This window comes from Streptomyces sp. NPDC058671, from assembly GCF_042716475.1.
In the GTDB taxonomy this organism is placed as follows: Bacteria; Actinomycetota; Actinomycetes; order Streptomycetales; family Streptomycetaceae; genus Streptomyces.
In genome coordinates this window covers 44,196-59,540 of record NZ_JBHXSA010000001.1, presented here as the reverse complement: position 1 = coordinate 59,540, position 15,345 = coordinate 44,196, and the positions used below count along the sequence as shown (strand labels likewise).

Below are 15,345 nucleotides of genomic sequence, written 5' to 3'. Positions count from 1 at the left end.
CGAGGGTAGCCCGCCTAGCACACCAACCGCACTAGGACGCCTGAACATGGACTCCTACACCTACTGAGCTAGCTAGATCTCTGCGCTAGGTGCGCTAGGTGCTTGACGGGGGTGTCGGGCGTAGTGCACTGTTGTCACCACGCCGCACCGAGCGGCGTCGAATGAAAGGAAGTTCCTTATGGCGCGCATCCGCGTTGGCTTCACCAGCACGACCCGTCACATGCTCGGCGTGCTGCCCACCCCGAAGTTCACCGACATGGAGAAGACCCAGCTCGCCACCGACCGCGAGACCGGTGAGCCGCTGTACACGGTCACCGTCTTCGCGATGGAGGACGGCGCCGCTGAGGCCATCAAGGTCACCGTTCCGAAGAGCGGTCTGCCGAACGGGCTGAACGTCGGGGCGTTCGTGCGGCCGCTGGACCTGTTCGCCACTCCGTGGGCTCGGGTCTTCAACGGTCAGCTTCAGGACGGCATCGCCTACCGGGCCTCGGGCCTGGAGGTGCTGGCCATGCCCGCGCCTACGGTCGCGGACGAGCCGTCCGAGATCGCCGCGTGACGGGCGCTGTCGGGTTCCGGTTCGGCGCTGAGCGCAGCTATCCGCTCGCTCACGCCGGACCGGACCCCCGGTTCTCCGAGTCCCTGATCAACTCCGTGGCCGCCGTTCTCGTCGGCTACGGCTACCCGCCCTTCGAGTCCCTGGAGGACTGGGCGGGCCTCGAATCGGCCCTCGCGACTACCTCTACGAACGGAAGGAGACGACGTGACTGTGGGGGAGGTGACGGGCTACGCCCCGGTCGTGGTCGGGGCGGGCCTGGTCCTCGTCGCCGTATGGGCGGTCGTTTGGCTCGTCCGCTACCTGATGGCGGACACCGAGACACGGGCCAGCATCCGGCAGGCGATACGGGTTCGTCGCACGTGGAAGCGGCTCGCGCCGATGGCGGGGCTGTCGGTCACGGACAAGACCCCGCCTGCGCTGGCCTCGCTGACGAACACGGACGGCAAGCCGCCCAGGCCACGGGTGCTCATTCCCGCGTTGAATGTGAAGCCCGACCGGTTCGGCGTCGTCGTCCGGGCGAACTGCCTGCCGAAGGTGGGTCTGGAGGAGTTCCAGAAGGCGGCCCCGTATCTGGCGGACGCCTGGCGGTGCACGCGGGTGTCGGTCGTCCAGGACAAGCCCGGACAGGTGATGATCCGTGGTGTTCGTGTTGATCCGCTGTTGATGCCGACCACGCATGTCCCCTCCGGGCAGGCCCCGGAAGAGTTGGTGCGGTGGGAACTCGGCCTGGACGAGTACGCACAGCCGATCGCCGTGAACTTGGCCGAGGTGCCCGGTGTGACCATGGCCGGCCTGCCCGGCTTCGGCAAGACCTCGACGGTCAACCGCTTCATCTGTGACTGCGCACCCTCACCCGCCGTACAGATCGCCGTAGCTGATGGCAAGGTGTCCGCCGCGTACGAAGGCGACTACGCCGACCTGGTCAGCCGGTTGTTCGCCTTCGTCGGTGACGACCTGGACGACGCGAACGCTCTGTTCAAGCGGCTCGTCAAGCTCCGCCGGGACCGGTCCGCCGTGATCAAGACCGTGCTCGGGCGCAAGGACATGTGGCACGTCGGCCCGTCTGCCGCCTGGCCGTGGACGGTGCTGATCATCGACGAGGCGCACACGTACTTCCGCGACCACAAGGGATCCGACAAGGAGTCCAAGCGCCTCGCCGCCCTGGCGGCCGAGAACACCCGGCTCGTGGAAGAGCTGGTCAGGAAGGGGCGCAGCGTCGGAATCCTCGTCATCCTCATCACGCAGAAGCCCACGGGCGATGCCATCCCCACGTCCATCCGGGACGTGTGCCCGGTCGGTATGTCCTTCGCACAGAAGACCGCCGACGCAGCCGTGGCAGCCCTCGGGGACGACATCCGCGAGTGGCCCGACGCCAATCCGACGACGTTGCAGGACCCCGCCTATGTCGGCGTCGCGGTCATGAACAGCCCTGGCAAGGCGGGCTTCACCCGCCTGCGTACCCCGTACGTCGAAGAGGAGGACGCGGCCCGCATCGCGGCCGAGACCGCCCACCTCACGGCCGACCCCGCCGACCTGCTCTCCGCCCGGCTCCCCGTTGGAATCGACCTGACCAAGTACGACGGCTACGACGGAGGTGAGGAGCCACTCGCCGCATAGCCGAGACGGCCAATCCGCTTATTCCTGCACACTGTTGAGAGGAGGTGAACACTGTGTCTGAGGACCGGATCACCCAGCGCACCGTGACCGTGGTCATGGGCGTCATTGCCACCCTGGCCTTCGTCTTCTCCTTCGGCAACGTCTGGGCACTCGCCCTGCGCCTCGGCATCCCCGAGCCCATCGCGCCGCTGATCGCTCCGATGGTGGACCTGTCCGTGGTCGGACTCCTGGTGGCCCTGCGCTACCTCTCGCTGCGCGGTGTCCCGCCGGAGCAGATGAAGGCCGCTACCCGGCTGATGCACTTCTCCGGCCTGCTGACCCTTGCCCTCAAACATCGCCGAGCCACTGGCCGCCGGCCACTACGGCCGCGCTGCCGTGGACGCCGTGGCCCCGCTCCTCCTCCTCGGCTGGGGAGCCGTTGGCCCCCAACTCCTCCGGGCCTTCCACGCCATCGGCACCCCCGCGCCCGACCCCGTCGTCACGGAGCCGAGACCGGAACCCCGGCCCGTTCCCGCGTCGGTCGTCCCGGCTGAGGAAGACGAGCCTGCCGCCACCCCGGCCCTTGCGGATCCGGCCCCCGTGCCCGATCCCGCACCCGTGACGGCCCCGCCCGTGCCCGCCCCGGCCGTGGTGCCTGCGGTCAAGGTGCCCGAGCCGCTGCTGAACGAAGCGCGCTCGATCGCGGACGCCCACCGCGTCCAGCACGGCGAGCCCATCACCACGGCCCAGCTCAAGGCGCGGCTCGGCGTCGGCCTGCCCATGGCCTCCGCCCTGCACTCGGCCCTGACGGCCTGACCTTCCCGCCGACCTTCCATCTCCCCTCCCGCACCCAGCCCCCCAAGGGGCTCGGTCCGCCATGCCCCGAGCAGCCCGCGCATCCGTCGGCCTGCTCGGGGCCCCAGCCCCAGCACGAAGGGAGAACCCGCCCCATGAAGCGCCCCCTCGACCTCCGCCACATCGTCAGCCCCGCCTTGCGGGACCTGATCGAGCTGGCCCACCTCGAAGACTTCGACCGCGTCACCGAACAGGTTCGCAACGTCCGCGGCTGCACCCGCCCGGTCAACCTCGTCGGCCACACCGCCACCCTCGACGCCGCTACCCGCACCGTGGTCCGTGCTTACTCGACCGCCGACGAACCCACCGGCCGACTCCTCACCACCTGCGGCAACCGCCGTGCCTCCCGCTGCCCGGCCTGCTCCCGCGTCTACGCCGCCGACACCTACCACCTGATCAAGGCGGGACTCTCCGGCGGCAAGACCGTCGCGGAAGACGTCCGCACCCACCCCCGCGTCTTCGCCACGCTCACCGCACCCTCCTTCGGCCCCGTCCACAACCGCCCCACCACTCCGTCGGGCAAGCCCCTGGACTGCCGCTGCGGCCAGCGCCACGCCGAGGACGCCCCTGCCCTTGGCACTCCGCTCGCTCCAGCCTCGTACGACTACACCGGGGCCGTGCTCTGGAACGCACATGCCGGGGCCCTCTGGGCACGCTTCACCATCTACCTCCGGCGCGAACTCGCTGCCCAACTCGGCATCACACAGACGGAGTTGAAGGCAGCTCTGCGAGTCTCCTTCGCCAAGGTCGCCGAGTACCAGAAGCGCGGCCTGGTCCACTTCCACGCCGTGATCCGCCTCGACGGCCCCAAGGGACACACCACCGCGCCCCCGCCCTGGGCCACCCTCGGCGCCCTGGATCATGCCGTACGCGCCGCTGTCCGACGCGCTCAGCTCACCATCGAGTCAGACGCCGTGGGCGAACGCGTCATCGCCTGGGGCGACCGCATCGACGTCCGTGAGATCAAAGCCCTGGGAGACGGCGAGCTCACTGACCAGAAGGTTGCGGCCTACGTCGCCAAGTACGCCACCAAGAGCGCCGAGGGCTCAGGCACGGTCGACCGCACCCTCATCTGCCGCCCCTGCTCCGGACGCGGATACACCAGCGGCCTGGACGGCTTCCGCGACCTGTGCGCCGACTGCGACGGCACCGGGCAGGCCGAACCCCTGCGCGACCTCCATGTGCAGCAGCACGTACGCCAGATGATCCGCACCGCCTGGGCCCTCGGCCACCTGCCGGAATTCGCGGACCTCAAGCTCTGGAAGTGGGCCCACATGCTCGGCTTCCGTGGCCACTTCTCCACCAAGTCCCGCGCCTACTCCACCACCCTCGGCGCTCTCCGCGACGTACGCCGCGCCTGGCGCACCGCCCAGGCCGATGCCGCCCGCACCCGCGCCGGCCACCCGACCCCCGACGCGAACACCACCCTCGTCACCGAAGTCTCCTGGGCCTACCTCGCCTCCGGCTATCGCCCCGGTGAGGAGCTACTTGCCAATCAGGTCCGCCACGACCTCGCCCACACCGAACGCCTCAAGACAGAAGGGAACCCCTGGCAGTGATCAAGGTCGCGGAGAAGCCGGTTCGTTCCCTGGCGGACGAGGCCAGGGAACGGTGGATCCGGAAGTGCGTGGACGAGGCCCCGCCGCTGAGTGATGCCCAGCTCAAGAGCATCGGCACGGTGCTGGGCATCGGCCTCACTCGGAAGTACGCCACACAGGCTTGAGTAGCTCTGCAAGCCGGTGATCCCGCTGGGTCCCCATCGGCCACTCACCGGGTAGTGGCGTAGATGGCGCCAGCAGGATCCGAACCCTGGCCGGAGCCGCGGTAAGGAGCGGTATCGAGGGTTAGAGGCGGCTTCCCTGGTTCGATTCCATCAGTTGGTTGTTGCATGCACGCAGAAGGACTTCCGGTGCTCCGCCATCGTCGTCCTCGTTGACAAAGACACGCACTTCCCTCTGTGCGCGGCTGAGCGCGAGGTAGAGGAGCGACAGGTACCGGATGCGTTCATTGGCGGTCGGCGTGGACGAGTTCAGATCCGGAATCCCCGCGACAAGCACTGCGTCGAACTGCAGCCCCGCCAGATGCTCTGCTGTTCCGACGACCAGCCCGCGACGCCGGTAGCCGAGACCCTCGATGTCGGATCGACCAGTGACGGTGGACACGTGGAACTTGCCCGAGTGCCCGATCCGTGAGGCGAGACTGCTGAACCTTGACCATTGGCGGAAGTCCACCACCGCGAGCGCTAGCCGGCCTGAGGGATACAAGTCCTGTACCGCGCGGACGATGTCATCCTCCTCGCCAACGCGAGAAGCGGCGGAGATCAGGTGTGGCGGGGAGCCGTCCGCCTGCGCAGACTCCACCCTGGAGAAGTCGATGTCCCACTCCTGGCCGAGGTCGAGGGTCGGGAACTCGTGATGTACGTGCTTGATGAGCTCGAGGATCTGTGGTGTGAATCTGTGAACGGTGGTGAGTTCGAAGTTCGTCACGTCGCCGAGGTCGTCGTCCTCGGGCACACCACTTGACGACCTGGTCCCGTCGGCAGCCAGACCGATGAATGCCTCGGACGGTGACTGCCGAGGATCCACGGCCATGAATACGCGGGGGTAGACCGACGTATCACGGGTGAGGTAGTGGAGCACCTGTCGCTCCAGTGGGTTGAATAGATGGAATTCGTCTACGAATACCAAGTCGTATCCTTGAACTCGGCGGGCGCGGTTCCAGGTATTCGTCGAAAGGTGGATCAGGAAGTCTGCAAGTACCTGATCGGATGTGGTGAGTGAGCGTTCGTCGAGGCTTGCCCAATATCGTGTGTACAACTCGAAGACGACCCGCTGGTCTTCACGGCTCAGGGGTAGCATCCATGACGCTCGTGGCAGCTGGAAGTACCGCAGATCGGCTCCAACGCCGGGGAAGATTGCCGCAGCGCCGATGACGGATCCGAACTCGATGAGTAGGTCCCAGGCGAGCGCGCGCCGTTCGTCATCGTCGTTCGAATCGAACCTCGCACGCAGCCCTTCGCTGACCTGCCCCCTATAGGTGATCCAGTCGCCGTTGATGAACTCATCCAGCACTTCCTGGATCTCGTCCAACTGGGCCTGCTTGCCGCTGAGGCTGTCCTCTCCAATCAGGCTGAAACCAGAGGATTCATCCTGCACGTACTGAGGGGAAATCATCGTTGCAAGTTCGAGCAGGGGAAATACATCGATTTCCTGCAAGAGCCCGAGTCCCATCGAGTCGATTGAGTCTGAGATCTGAGCTGCCAACGCCCAGCTATGGGTCACGATGAGAGCACGCACATCCTCTCCGGCTGCGCGGGCGTTAAGCACCTCCCGGATTGCCTTGAGTGTCAAGGCGAGCGTCTTGCCAGAGCCGGCAGGGCCTCGGAGGCGGATCGACTTTTCCGTCTCTGCCTCGATGAATGCGCGCTGCTCGTTGCTAATTTCCTCCAGCCATTGTTGATGTGACCAGCCCTTGGTCGTCGACTGTTCGAGGGCCGGAAGGCTCATCTCGACATCTGCGGGTTGGGAGCGTGCCTGGCTGAAGTATTCCTGAGAGGCTGCGACGGCCAGGGGCCAGTCTGCGTTGACGTCGGGTGCGGTAGGCCGCCTGGAGTCGAACTGCTCCAGCGTCGATTTGTTTTCCGCAGTAGTGGCCGTCCAGAAGATGATGTCGGCTCTTTTTCCAGGGATAACTTCCGTAATCCATCGACTTTCGTGGATATCCTTCTTTGATGTTGCCCTGAAAGCGATGTAGTTATTGTACTTATATTGGTGCCACTGTTTCGGAAGGGAAAGAGGCCCCGGAGTCCTAGCCCTTTCGGCGAAGCTCTTCATCCGGCTTAGGACTTCTCTTCTTAGGCTTACGAGATGCTCTGGAACGAATGGCTCTTTGTTGTTCTGCTCGCGCATGAGGACGACGCGCTGCGCTTCTTCGTCGTCATCCACAGAGAGGATGAAGTCGGCCGACTCGGTGCTGAATTCGAAGAGAACAGCTGACGAGGAGACGGCGTCGGGGGATAGTCCGGTAGCTAGCTCGCTCAGCGCGCGGACGGTCGTAACCAGCGGCTTCACGTGAGATCATCTCCAAGATAGTCAGCGTGCAGATCGCGAAGGTCTTCGTACTGCTTAGGGAGCCCGATCGACATGAACACCATGGCGAATTTCTGCACAAGGGCGTGAGCGAACCGGTCTTGCATACGCGAGATTCGGCGGTATGAGATATTTTGGCGCGACGGCCCAAGTGCAATCGCGGGCTCCCAGACCTGTTCGATGTGGCGGAGATAGGCGAAGTATCCCGAGTCCTGTCCGGGCCCGATTGCTGTCAAGAACAGTGCGTCGCCAGGGGGCTGGGAATAGGGTTCTCGCAGTTTCTCTTTCACCCGCTTGACTGCATTCTCCCGTTTTGGGGGGTTAATGCCGATGAGTTGAGCCTCCACGAACAGGCGCATGCTCTCCTTAAGGCTGTCCGCCTGTGTGTCCATCATGCGGATGGCTTCGAGAGCGGCTTTGGCCCTCTGTGCCTCTGCGGGCTGCAGGTTGAGCATGCTGACGATTTCCATGGGTTTTTGTTCGCTTGGCCACTCCCGAAGCCGGCGTTCGGTGATGGTGGGGGCCGCAGACTTCGTGAGGATCTGTCGCAGCTCTTTCACCTGAAGTTTGGCCAACTGCTCGCGGAGCTTGGGGATCTGCATCTCCGACAAGTACTCCTCTGCCGCGAGCATGGGAACGCAGGTGACGCGGCCTTGGTGCTTCGCATTGGCGAAGTCGCAGTCGGCCGTCACGACGAGTAGGTGCCGCTGCCACATCGTTGCTTCTGGGGCAACGGCTTCCAGGACATCACCCTGCCGCAATGGGTCTGTCACGCTGACCTCACGGAATTCAGCGAACGACTCGTCCACGGCACGCCCCTCCCACCCATCGGGTTCACATCGTGACGCCAACGTATCCGACTGCGGTACGGTGCGCGTGAGCTTCAGGGAACCGCGTAGAAGTGCCCGACCCCTCCTGCGAGACAGCAGGTGACGACGGCCTTCCGCCCCGGAAGAACTGCATAGCCTTTGAGTCGTCCCAAGCTGCCGCGTACCTCCGGCACTCGATGGACATGTGATGAGCTTCAGCGTGGCTTATGACCAGTCAGTTGATCGTCGGAACTAGGGGCCGCTCGCGAGTGGAGGGACGTAAGCAAGTGGTACATAGCTTCACTCGGAAGTGCGCCACACAGGCTTGAGTAGCTCGTAGTCGAATGCCTTGTTCCCCTTGCCGCCGGGGACGGCCACAACGGCTACGAGCGCATCCTTTATGGCCTTGCGCTTCTGAGTCAGTGTCTTGCCCTTGAAAGACGCGGCAATATCGGCCTCTGCCGCCTCGGCCTCCGCCTTCAACGCCTCGTGCTTCGCTTGTTCGGCACGCAGCTCCTTGATGCGGCGCTCGATCACCGGAAGGTTCCGGAAGAACGCCTCGTCGTCAATGTCGGTGTCATCGTCGTCGTGCCACCGGCGCTCCAGCTCCTTGCGGCGCCGGATGGCACGTTCGAGGGCTTCGGCCTTGTCCCAGTCGGGCACGTCGCGGGACTTGCTGGCGGCGTCCTTCTCCAGCTTGGCGATGACCACGTCCACCACGAAGCGGTCGGTCTCGTCGCCCCGCTTGTACGTCTTGTTGCAGCCTCCGTCGACGGTCTTCTTGCACATGTAGGCGTGCTTGTACTTCAACCAGTCGTTCGCCTTGATGCCGATCATCTTGTTGTTGCAGACGGTCCCGTCCTCCAGGACGTGGCCGCACCTGAGGATGCCGGTCAGCAGGTATTTGTGCACCAGACCGCCCGTCGGCACGCCCGACCCTCGCCCCCGCTCGCGAATCGTGTTGGTCACGGCGTACCAGTCCTTGGGAGTGACGATCGCCTCCCACTCGCCGACCACGGGCTTGTCGTCCCCGTCGCGGACGAGCTCGCCCTTGATCTCGCGGTAGCCGCAGAGTCGCGGGTTCATCAGCACCTGCTTGACGGTCTGGTACTGGAAGGGATTGCCCCGGCTTGTGATGAACTCGGCCTCCTTCCACTGCCGGGTGATCTCCGAGATGGACGCCCCCGCGATCAAGTCCTTGACGGCCTGGCGGACAGCATCCGCCTCCTTGGGGCGAAGGGTGACCTTGTCGTCCTCCCAGCCGAACGGCCGCCAGGCGGAGACGGCCAGGCCGCGAACCGCCCGGTTGCGGTGGCTGTTCCGTGAGCGGCGCTGCTTCTTCCTCGTCTCGCTGAGCGACATGGCCACGCCCACGAGGCCCTTGATCTCGAACCCCTCGGCGTAGAGGTCCTGGACGCCGTTCGAGTCGTGGTACACGCGGCCTTCGTGCGCCGTGAACGCCTTCAGGTACCGCTCCCAGTCGCTCGGCCGGCGGTAGAGGCGGTCGTCGTTCACGGCCATCACGCCATGAATGGGGTAGCCCTCGGGCGTGTGGCCGGCCTTCAGGTCGGTGATGAGCTGCTCGAAGTCGTCGCGAACGACGCTCTCCTTGCTCGCGCTCTTGTCGTTGTCGGTGTACCGGTAGACCACCAGCCAGTTGAACGCGCGGGCATGGTCGCCCATCTCGCGGTGCTGGTCCTCGATGCCGTGGGCGTCCTTGACTCGTCCGTCGAACGAGATGCGCGCGTAGCAGACGACGCACTTCAGCGTTGGGTCCGCGGCGAGCATCGCTCGAACCTCGTCCACGGATGGCGTGCCTTCGGGCACTCCGCGCAACCTGCTGACGAGCTGTTCGCGCTTCTCCACGGGCGGCCCCCTCGGGTCTCATGCTGCTGTCTGTCCACGACCCTAGACCATATGGATACTCTGCTAATGCTCTGTTCGATGAAGATCTCGCACGACATCCGTCGTGAGCACGGCGGTACGCAGCAGGAGATCGAGGCCGGGATGGCGGAGAAGTCCAAGGAGTTCGCCGCGAGCGGGAATCGCGTCTACCTGCCACTGGCGGACTGACGCCTTCCGGATCCGTTCCGGCGCGTGATCCGGCCCGCGACCCCGGGGGAGTCGCGGGCCGGTTGCGTGCCGGAGGGGTGGCCCTACGGGTTGACGGGCGGGCCGGTGGACGGGCCGGTGGGAGGTGCGGTGGCGGCGAGGACGTCGCGGAGGAAGGGGATGATGCCGCGCTCGAGAAGGGCGCGGCGCCAGGCCTCCCGGGCGCGGGACAGCTCGTCGTCCGGCGCGGCGCCCGTGCTGACCTCGGCCGGACTGTTGCGCAGGGCCGTCACGAGGAGCCCGGCGGCCGCGCAGAGCAGTCCGGCCGCGGCCACGGCGCCGAAGACCAGGCCGGCGGTCAGCAGCGTCGCCCCGAACACCAGCGAGGGGGCGAGGGCCCGCAGGACCGCGCCGACCAGCAGGAGTATGACGGCGGCCGCCCCGGCGAGGACGGGCACCAGGACGGTGAAGATCGCGACGACGCCCGCGCCGGGACCGGGACGGTCGGAGGGGACCGGTGACCGGGCCCCGAGGGTGGCGCGGTTCTGCTCGCGGACCTTCACGAAGTGGTCGTACTCGCTCGCCGCCGCGCTGGTGACCAGCGACGTCGCGTTCAGCGTCAGGGCGCGCAGTTGCGCGAGGGTGAGCCTGGTCCCGGCCCCGGCGAGGTCCGGGCGTGTGTGGGCGGTGCTCAGTGCGTCGTCGAGGATCCGCTCGTACTCGGCGCGGTCCTCGGTCAGCAGGTGCGGAGCCACGTTCATGTGCATCCCCCGATGCTCCGTAGGCCCGGATCAGCCGTGGAACACGGTGGGTCGGGCGGAAACGGAGGAGAGCCTGCTACGGATGCACCTGATGGTAGGACGGGGGTGCCACACGCTGACAGGGTGTTTCCGGAATTCGCCTTTCGCGGATGCGCAGGGTGATGCCTCAGCGGTCCAGGGGGAGTTGGACGACCAGAAGCTTTCCGGCCATGGTCACTCCGCCGTCCATGGCGATCGCCAGACCGTCCGCGTACACGTGCGGACCGTCGACGACCGGGCCGGCGCTGTCCTCGCCGTCCTCCGTGCCGACCTGGCCGAGGAGGTACGGGATCGGGCTGTGGCCGTGGACGATCCGGTGGCCGCCGTAGGTGGAGAGCAGCTCCTGGACGGCCTGCGGGCCGCCTTCGTCGCGGAAGGCGAAGCGCTTGGTGAACTTGCGGAAGACGTCCCAGACCTCGTCGGCGTCGTTGCGGTTGAGGATCTCGTGGACCGTGTCGTTGACGTCCTCGATGGTCTCGCCGTATTCGAGGTACGCGGTGGTGTCGGAGTGCAGGAGGAGGTGGTCGTCCTCGCGCACGACGGCGTCGAGCCGGGACATCCACTGGAGGTGGACGTCCTGGAGCCGGTCCATGTCGTGCTTCTGGCCGCCGTTGAGCAGCCAGGCGGCCTGGAAGGTCGCGGTGCCGGCGCCGGAGTTCACCGGCGTGTCGCCGAAGCGCTTGGCGCCGATGAGCAGCAGCTCGTGGTTGCCCATGAGGGCCTTGCAGTAGCCGCCGGCGGCGGCGGCCTCGGCGGAGAGCCGCATGACGAGGTCGATGACGCCGATGCCGTCGGGGCCGCGGTCGGTGAAGTCGCCGAGGAACCAGAGGCGGGCGTTGCCCGCGGCCCAGCCGCCGTTCTCGTCGATGAGGCCCTGGGCGTGCAGGGCGGCCAGGAGCTCGTCGAGGTAGCCGTGGACGTCGCCGACGACGAAGAGCGGTCCGGGTCCCTCGCCGCTCGCGGGGGCGGGCTCGGCGGGGGCGGACTCGGGGGGGACCGGGACCTGGACGGTGTCGCCGCGGTTGATGACCGGAAGGTCGCGCTCGGTCGGCGTGTAGCCCTCGGGCATCGCCTCGTCGGGGAAGGCGTTGCCGGGGTGGCCGGTGGCGACGGAGACGATGGAGGAACCGGCCGCGGCGGCGTACGCGGGGGCGGCACGGCGTCCCAGATGGAGGGTCGGCTCGGCGGGCATGGGCGCGGTGGGCGCGGGTGCGGGCGGCGGTGCCTGCGGGGGCGCGGGCGCGGCGGCGGGTGCCGGCGCGGTCGGCGGTGAGGCGGGTGCGGGGCCCGGTGAGGCGGGTGCGGGGCCCGGCGGTGCGGAGGCGGGCGCAGGCGGCGCGGGCTGCGGCGCCGGGGCCGTCCCTGGTGCGGTGGCCGGGTGCGTGGCCTCGGCCGGCGCGGGCGCATGGGGGCTCCCGGGCGGCGGGGGTGCGGCGGAGTTCCCGGTCGGCGCGGAGGCCGGCTGGGGGTCCGTCGCGGTCGGTTCGGTGGCATGGCCCTGTACGGGCACCCGGGCGTACGGCGGTACGCGGAAGTCACGCAATGTCGCCGTGCGCACCACGGGCTCCTGCCCGGCCCCCTGAGTCATGGACCCCTCCACCACCGTCGCGATGCCCTGCACATCGCGGACCGACCTGGTCGGGGAGGTCCGCGGTGTCGTGCGCCCATCATAGGAATGAGGTTCCTCCTGTGTGACGCACCAGGGGTGGTGAATCCGGGTCCACTCCGGGTTCATCGGTTGTTTCGCCCGAATTGAGAAGGTCCAGTCCAGGGTTGAGGCCGGTTCGGTGGCCGGTTTCGCCGTCCCCGTCCACGGGCAGGGGCGGGGACGGCGGAACCGGAGGGGCGGGATTCAGTCTTTCGCCGGTGAGCGCGGAGGACTGACCGTGGTGCGGGGCGGACGGCGCTGCGAGGAGGTGCGGACGATGAGTTCGGTCGGTATCACCTGCTCGACCGGGCCGTCGGCGTCGGTCCCCTCGATGGCGTCGATGAGGAGTTGGACGACGGCCGTGCCGATCCGGCGAGGCTTGAGCGAGAGGGTCGTGATGGGCGGTTCGGTGGTGGCGTAGACGGTCGACTCGCTGCAGCAGACCAGCAGCAGGTCGTCCGGGACGCGCAGTCCGTAGCGGCGTGCGGCCGCGAGGAGATCGGTTCCGTTGGGGTCGAAGAGGCCGTAGACGGCGTCCGGCCGGTCGGGTCGGGCGAGCAGCCGGTCGGCCGCGACGGCGCCCGCGCACGGATCGTGCGCCGGGTAGGCCTCGTAGACGGGGTCCTGGCCCACGCGCTCGCACCAGTCGAGGTAGGCGGTGGTGGACAGGCGGGTGTAGGTGTCGGTGGTGGTTCCGGTGAGGAGTCCGATGCGGCGGGCGCCGGCGTCGGCGAGGTGGTCGAGGAGGTCGAGGACGGCGGCTTCGTGGTCGTTGTCGACCCAGGCGGTCACCGGGAGGGTGCCGGCGGGGCGTCCGTCCGAGACGACGGGCAGGCCCTGGCGGACCAGTTCGGTGACGACCGGGTCGTGGTCGGAGGGGTCGATGACGACGGTGCCGTCGAGGGCGACGTTCGACCAGACGTCATGGCGGGAGGTGGCGGGGAGGATGACCAGGGCGTAGCCCCGGGCGAGCGCCGCCGATGTGGCTGCTCTGGCCATCTCCGCGAAGTACGCGAATTCGGTGAAGGTGAAAGGTTCATCCCCGTACGTGGTCACGGTCAGGCCGATGAGTCCCGACTTCCCGGTGCGGAGCGTGCGGGCCGCCGCGGACGGGCGGTAGCCCAGCCGGTCGGCGACCTCGCGCACGTGCCGGCGGGTGGCGTCGGGGAGTCGGCCCTTGCCGTTGAGCGCGTCGGAGACTGTCGTGATGGAGACCCCGGCGGCGGCGGCCACGTCCCGGATGCCCGCCCGGCCCTGCCGGCTTCCCCGGGTCTGTGCCCGGCTCACCTGGTGCTTCCCTGCTGCTGTCATGGCGAGCCGATAGTAGGGCGATGAGGGGCGGTTGAGGCGGTCGCATATGCACGCGTTGACAGACACGTTTCTGCATGATCGAAAGAGGTCAATCGGCAAAGAATCCAAGGCAGTTGTGGCCTTTCGCATGGGACCTGTGGTTGCCGAACGGTGTAGGCCTGGCGTGGGGGCGAGGTCTCGAAGAGGTCTCAACTCACCTCTACGGGGGATGCGCGCCACGGCGCTCGCCACCCGCGCGCGCCACCCCGATGCGCGCTCCCCCCTCTCCGGGCCGCTCGGGGCGGCCGTGTCCGCAGCGTGTCCCTCCTGTTGTCCGCAGCCCATTCGCAGCGGGGGCGAATCCTCTTAAGGTGAGGAGCATTGGCGGTACGGACGGTCGAGGAGGCCACACAGTGAGCGAGACCAGCGGGACGAGTACGGGCGGCCCCAAGCTGCGCGCCGAGCTGGACGGCGTCCCCACCTACAAGCCGGGCAGGCCGGCGGCGGCGGGCGGCACCGTGGCCTTCAAGCTGTCCTCCAACGAGAATCCGTACCCGCCGCTGCCGGGGGTCATGGAGAGCACGCTGGCCGCCGCGGCCAACTTCAACCGCTACCCCGACATGGCCTGCACGGGGCTGACGGAGGAGCTGGCCGACCGCTTCGGCGTGCCGGTCTCGCACCTGGCCACGGGCACCGGCTCGGTCGGCGTCGCCCAGTCGCTGCTCCAGGCGACCTCGGGCCCCGGGGACGAGGTCATCTACGCCTGGCGTTCCTTCGAGGCGTACCCGATCATCACGCAGATCAGCGGGGCCACCTCGGTGCAGGTGCCGCTGACCGACGGCGAGGTGCACGACCTCGACGCGATGGCCGAGGCGATCACCGACCGGACCCGGCTGATCTTCGTCTGCAACCCCAACAACCCCACGGGCACCGCGGTGCGCCGGGCCGAGCTCGAGCGCTTCCTCGACCGGGTGCCCTCCGACGTCCTGGTGGTGATCGACGAGGCGTACCGCGAGTTCGTCCGCGATGCCGAGATCCCCGACGGCATCGAGCTGTACCGTGACCGTCCGAACGTCGCCGTGCTGCGGACCTTCTCCAAGGCGTACGGCCTGGCGGGGCTGCGGGTCGGCTTCGCGGTCGCCCACGAGCCGGTTGCGGCCGCGCTGCGCAAGACAGCGGTGCCGTTCGGGGTGAGCCAGCTGGCGCAGGACGCGGCGGTGGCCTCGCTGCGGGCCGAGGACGAGCTGCTCGGCCGGGTCGGCTCGCTGGTGGCCGAGCGCGAGCGGGTCCGCGCGGGGCTCGTGGCCCAGGGCTGGACCGTGCCGGACACCCAGGCCAACTTCGTCTGGCTGCGGCTCGGCGAGCGGACGGTGGACTTCGCGGCGGAGTGCGAGCGGCACGGGGTGACGGTCCGGCCGTTCGCCGGCGAGGGCGTGCGCGTCACGATCGGTGAGACCGAGGCGAACGACCTCTTCCTGAAGGCGGCGGAGGGCTTCCGCGAGGAGAGCTGACCGGCCCCCTGTCGTCGTGACCGATCCCCGCGAGCGCTCTGCTTGTGGGGATCGTCTCTTTGTGGGGACCCGGGACACCATACGGATTTCGTATGAGCCATAATAGCTTGTGAATGTGAACGCGTTCACAAGCGCTCCGC

General features: G+C 67.7%; 12 protein-coding genes and 1 pseudogene. 7 read left to right on the top strand and 6 right to left on the bottom strand.

The genetic code is table 11. From position 1 onward, the window contains the following. Nucleotides 1–178 precede the first annotated feature (178 nt). From ACFWV2_RS00180 to ACFWV2_RS00160, 5 genes and pseudogenes are all read left to right on the top strand, one after another. Entirely contained in the window at nucleotides 179–556 is a 378-nt protein-coding gene (locus ACFWV2_RS00180; RefSeq protein ID WP_384399314.1) for a hypothetical protein, read from the top strand. Nucleotides 557–760: 204 nt separating this feature from the next. Continuing rightward, complete coding sequence (locus ACFWV2_RS00175) at nucleotides 761–2,173, top strand: cell division protein FtsK (RefSeq protein ID WP_384399311.1); 1,413 nt, start codon at nucleotides 761–763, stop codon at nucleotides 2,171–2,173. 53 nt (nucleotides 2,174–2,226) lie between these two features. Continuing rightward, nucleotides 2,227–2,968, top strand: a pseudogene (locus ACFWV2_RS00170) (DUF2637 domain-containing protein). A gap of 134 nt (nucleotides 2,969–3,102) precedes the next feature. Beyond that, on the top strand, nucleotides 3,103–4,566 hold the full coding sequence (locus ACFWV2_RS00165) for a replication initiator (RefSeq protein ID WP_384399309.1): 1,464 nt from the start codon (nucleotides 3,103–3,105) through the stop codon (nucleotides 4,564–4,566). Beyond that, nucleotides 4,563–4,730: a hypothetical protein gene (locus tag ACFWV2_RS00160; RefSeq protein WP_384399306.1), complete on the top strand. Its 168-nt coding sequence runs from the start codon at nucleotides 4,563–4,565 to the stop codon at nucleotides 4,728–4,730. Before ACFWV2_RS00165 ends, ACFWV2_RS00160 begins: the two co-directional genes overlap by 4 nt. Nucleotides 4,731–4,851: 121 nt before the next feature. Here ACFWV2_RS00160 and ACFWV2_RS00155 read toward each other — a convergent pair whose 3' ends face one another. The 3 genes from ACFWV2_RS00155 to ACFWV2_RS00145 form a co-directional block, all read right to left on the bottom strand. Further along, the gene (locus ACFWV2_RS00155) at nucleotides 4,852–7,077 is read right to left on the bottom strand and encodes a UvrD-helicase domain-containing protein (RefSeq protein WP_384399303.1); all 2,226 of its coding nucleotides are present in this window, start codon (nucleotides 7,075–7,077) and stop codon (nucleotides 4,852–4,854) included. Further along, the gene (locus ACFWV2_RS00150) at nucleotides 7,074–7,904 is read right to left on the bottom strand and encodes a hypothetical protein (protein WP_384399300.1); all 831 of its coding nucleotides are present in this window, start codon (nucleotides 7,902–7,904) and stop codon (nucleotides 7,074–7,076) included. The genes ACFWV2_RS00155 and ACFWV2_RS00150 overlap by 4 nt, the downstream gene beginning before the upstream one ends. 300 nt (nucleotides 7,905–8,204) lie before the next feature. Beyond that, nucleotides 8,205–9,710 carry a recombinase family protein gene (locus tag ACFWV2_RS00145; RefSeq protein WP_384399297.1) on the bottom strand — a complete coding sequence of 502 codons (1,506 nt, stop codon included), beginning with the start codon at nucleotides 9,708–9,710 and terminating at the stop codon, nucleotides 8,205–8,207. 111 nt (nucleotides 9,711–9,821) lie between these two features. Between ACFWV2_RS00145 and ACFWV2_RS00140 the strand changes: the two genes are divergently transcribed. Continuing rightward, a complete protein-coding gene (locus tag ACFWV2_RS00140; protein WP_384400341.1) occupies nucleotides 9,822–9,977 on the top strand; it encodes a hypothetical protein in 156 nt (51 codons plus the stop codon). A gap of 83 nt (nucleotides 9,978–10,060) precedes the next feature. On the opposite strand, the gene ACFWV2_RS00135 is transcribed toward ACFWV2_RS00140, so the two are convergent. The 3 genes from ACFWV2_RS00135 to ACFWV2_RS00125 form a co-directional block, all read right to left on the bottom strand. Then, complete coding sequence (locus tag ACFWV2_RS00135; RefSeq protein ID WP_384399294.1) at nucleotides 10,061–10,723, bottom strand: hypothetical protein; 663 nt, start codon at nucleotides 10,721–10,723, stop codon at nucleotides 10,061–10,063. Between the two features lie 160 nt (nucleotides 10,724–10,883). Then, complete coding sequence (locus ACFWV2_RS00130; protein WP_384399291.1) at nucleotides 10,884–12,344, bottom strand: metallophosphoesterase; 1,461 nt, start codon at nucleotides 12,342–12,344, stop codon at nucleotides 10,884–10,886. 264 nt (nucleotides 12,345–12,608) lie between these two features. Next, nucleotides 12,609–13,715 (bottom strand): LacI family DNA-binding transcriptional regulator, encoded by a 1,107-nt coding sequence (locus ACFWV2_RS00125; protein WP_384399288.1) that lies wholly within the window; start codon nucleotides 13,713–13,715, stop codon nucleotides 12,609–12,611. Nucleotides 13,716–14,107: 392 nt separating this feature from the next. Between ACFWV2_RS00125 and hisC the strand changes: the two genes are divergently transcribed. Then, nucleotides 14,108–15,205 (top strand): histidinol-phosphate transaminase, encoded by a 1,098-nt coding sequence (hisC, locus tag ACFWV2_RS00120; protein WP_384399285.1) that lies wholly within the window; start codon nucleotides 14,108–14,110, stop codon nucleotides 15,203–15,205. The last annotated feature ends 140 nt before the right edge of the window (nucleotides 15,206–15,345 follow it).

Coding starts and splice junctions, on each gene's coding strand:
- ACFWV2_RS00180 (WP_384399314.1), top strand. CDS start 179: ATGGCGCGCATCCGCGTTGGCTTCACCAGCACGACCCGTCACATGCTC.
- ACFWV2_RS00165 (WP_384399309.1), top strand. CDS start 3,103: ATGAAGCGCCCCCTCGACCTCCGCCACATCGTCAGCCCCGCCTTGCGG.
- ACFWV2_RS00140 (WP_384400341.1), top strand. CDS start 9,822: ATGGATACTCTGCTAATGCTCTGTTCGATGAAGATCTCGCACGACATC.
- ACFWV2_RS00135 (WP_384399294.1), bottom strand. CDS start 10,723: ATGCACATGAACGTGGCTCCGCACCTGCTGACCGAGGACCGCGCCGAG.
- ACFWV2_RS00130 (WP_384399291.1), bottom strand. CDS start 12,344: ATGACTCAGGGGGCCGGGCAGGAGCCCGTGGTGCGCACGGCGACATTG.
- ACFWV2_RS00125 (WP_384399288.1), bottom strand. CDS start 13,715: ATGACAGCAGCAGGGAAGCACCAGGTGAGCCGGGCACAGACCCGGGGA.